Raw genomic sequence first — 3,244 nt, 5'->3', positions numbered from 1 at the left:
GGCTATCACATTGTGGTGTTTGATCAGGATCCGGGAGCGGGCGGCATGATGCGAACCCAGATCCCCAAGTTTCGGCTACCCGATTCGGTGCTCGATGAAGAAGTCGGTTACATCCTTGATCTGGGGATTGAGTTCCGCGGTGGAGAGCGCATCGACAGCCTCAAGGCGCTCCTAGCCGAAGAGTATGATGCGGTGTTCGTGGGCTCCGGCGCACCGCGTGGCCGCGACCTTGATGTGCCTGGCCGCAAGGAGGCGGCGGCACACATCCATATTGGCATCGACTGGCTCTCCAGTGTCTCGTTCGGTCATATCAGTTCCATTGGCCGCCGCGTCATCGTCTTGGGCGGGGGCAACACCGCGATGGATTGCTGCCGCTCCTCGCGTCGACTGGGTGGCAGCGACGTCACCGTGGTCGTCCGCTCGGGCTTCGAGGACATGAAGGCCTCGCCGTGGGAAAAAGAGGATGCCATTCACGAGGGCATTCCGATCCTCAATTGCATGGTGCCGAAGGCCTTCACCCACGAGGGCAATCGCCTCACCGGTGTCTTATTTGAGAAGGTGCGGGCGGAGCGTGATGCCGACGGCCGGCGCACGCTGGTGCCAACCGGCGAGAGTGACGTGCATCTGCCATGTGATGATGTGCTGGTCGCGGTCGGTCAGGAAAACGCCTTTCCGTGGATCGAACGCGACATCGGCCTCGCATTCGATCGCCACGGGATGCCTAAGATTGATCCCCAAACCATGCAATCGACTCGGCCGGGGGTCTTCTTTGGGGGTGATGCCGCCTTCGGGCCCAAGAATATCATCTGGGCGGTGGCTCACGGCCATGACGCGGCGATTTCGATTGACAAATTCTGCCATGGCGAAGACATCGCCGATCGTCCCTCCCCGTTGGTGACCCTGCTCGGTCAGAAGATGGGGATTCACGAATGGAGCTATGACAACGACATATCGCCCGACAAACGCTACCGCGTCCCGCTGCGCGACAAAGAGATCGCGTTGCGCGACATTCGCACGGAAGTGGAGCTTGGCTATGACCAGAAGCTGGCGCTCGCCGAAGCGGAGCGCTGCCTCAATTGCGACGTGCAAACGGTCTTTATGGGCCCGCTCTGCATCGAATGCGATGCCTGCGTCGACATCTGCCCGATGGACTGCATCACCTTCACGACCAACGGGGAGGAGGCTGATCTGCGCACGCGCCTCAAAGCGCCTGCCAACAATCTCAGCCAGAGCCTCTATGTCAGCGATGGCCTCAAGACCGGCCGGGTGATGGTTAAGGATGAAGACGTTTGTCTGCATTGCGGCCTGTGCGCGGAACGATGTCCGACCGGTGCCTGGGACATGCAAAAATTCCTTCTGACAACAACGCCCGCAGGTGAGGCATGCCGATCAAAAGCGTAAACGAATTCGTCGTTGGTTTTGCCAACGTCAACGGCTCAGGCTCTGCGAGCGCCAATCAGCTGTTCGCCCGTGCGGTGTTACGCATGGGGGTTCCGGTCGCGCCCCGCAACATCTTTCCCTCGAACATCCAGGGGCTGCCAACATGGTACGAGGTCCGGATCTCGGCTGCCGGTCATCTTGGAACCCGGGGCGGCGTCGACCTGATGGTCGCGATGAACCCGCAGACCTGGGACAAGGATGTCGCCGTGATCGAGCCCGGCGGCTATTTGCTTTATGACTCGACACGGCCGATTCCCGACTGGCGGTTTCGCGACGACGTCGTCGTGATCGGCATTCCGCTGACCGCCATTTGCAATCGCGAATATTCCGACCTGCGCCAGCGGCAGTTGTTTAAGAACATCATGTATGTCGGAGCGCTGACGGCGTTGCTCGATATGGACGTCAAAGAGCTTGAAAAGCTCATCGGCGAGGAATTCAAGGGCAACGCCAAACTGGTCGCGCCCAACATTAAGGCGTTGCATATCGGCCGCGACTACGCACTGACGAATTTGACCTGCCCGATCGATCTGCAAGTTCGCCGCGCGGACGCCGTCGGTGACCGCATCTATATCGAGGGCAACACGGCCGCCGCGCTTGGCGCCGTCTATGGCGGGGCGACGGTGTGCGCGTGGTATCCGATCACGCCTTCGTCCTCGCTGGCCGAAGCCTTCACACGGCACTGCGAGCGCCTGCGGATTGATCCTGACACCGGCAAACACCGCTATGCCATCATCCAGGCCGAGGACGAGCTGGCGTCCATTGGGATCGTGATCGGCGCCGGCTGGAACGGGGCAAGGGCTTTCACCGCCACCTCGGGACCTGGCATTTCGTTGATGCAGGAATTCCTGGGGCTCGCGTATTTTGCCGAAATCCCCGCGGTGATCTTCGATGTACAGCGCGCGGGGCCCTCGACGGGCATGCCGACCCGGACTCAGCAATCCGATATTCTCAGCGCGGCCTATGCGTCACACGGCGACACCAAGCACGTGCTGCTGTTTCCTGAGGATCCGGCCGAAGCCTTCGAATTCGGGGCGTCGGCGTTCGATCTGGCCGATCGCTTGCAGACCCCGGTTTTCGTCATGCTCGACCTTGACATTGGCATGAACCGGCGCCTCTGCCGCCCGCTCACCTGGGACGACACGCGGCGCTATGACCGCGGCAAGGTGCTAAGCGCCGAAGAGCTCGAAAGCATCGACCGGTTCGGCCGCTATCTTGATGTCGACGGCGACGGCATCCCGTACCGGACCTATCCGGGCACGCATCCGACCAAGGGCTCGTTTTTCACGCGGGGAACCTCGCGGGATCGCTACGCACGCTACACCGAAGAGGGCAGTCCCTACGCCGACAACATGCAACGACTGTTGCGCAAATTCGAGACCGCCAAGGAGATCGTACCGCGACCGGTGCTCCGTACCGCGCAGCAGTCGACGCCTTTTGGCGTGCTCTACTACGGCTCGACGAGCCTGGTCATGGACGAAGCCCTTGGACTCTTGGCGGCCCATGGCGATCACCTTGACCAACTCCGCGTGCGCGCCTTTCCCTTTCACCACGATGTTGCCGACTTTGTCGCCAACCACCATTTGGTTTTCGTGGTCGAGCAGAATCGCGACGCGCAGCTGCGCACCCTCCTCGTCAACGAGTGCGCCATCGATCCGGCCTGCCTGGTGCCGGTGCTGCACTTCGATGGCACGCCGATCACCGCCCGTTTTGTCGCCAACGCAATCGCCGACCAACTCGGGGCTGTCAAGGTGAAACCGCTGCGCAAGGTAATGTCATGACCTACATTGTTAAGCCGCAATTCCAC

General features: G+C 61.1%; 2 protein-coding genes. Both read left to right on the top strand.

Translation table 11 applies throughout. The annotated features are described in order from the left end of the window. A partial coding sequence (locus VEJ16_09140; protein HYB09822.1) for an FAD-dependent oxidoreductase occupies window positions 1-1,401 on the top strand: 1,401 nt, incomplete at its 5' end. Next, complete coding sequence (locus VEJ16_09135; protein HYB09821.1) at window positions 1,383-3,218, top strand: 2-oxoacid:acceptor oxidoreductase subunit alpha; 1,836 nt, start codon at window positions 1,383-1,385, stop codon at window positions 3,216-3,218. The genes VEJ16_09140 and VEJ16_09135, both read left to right, overlap by 19 nt. Window positions 3,219-3,244 lie beyond the last annotated feature (26 nt).

It is taken from the genome of Alphaproteobacteria bacterium, from assembly GCA_035625915.1.
Taxonomy (GTDB): Bacteria; Pseudomonadota; Alphaproteobacteria; order JACZXZ01; family JACZXZ01; genus DATDHA01.
Note: the sequence above shows the minus strand (reverse complement) of the source record. Positions and strands in the feature narration are given on the sequence as shown.

What these genes read in the sequence shown, in the direction of transcription:
- VEJ16_09135 (HYB09821.1), top strand. Translation starts at nt 1,383, where the DNA reads ATGCCGATCAAAAGCGTAAACGAATTCGTCGTTGGTTTTGCCAACGTC.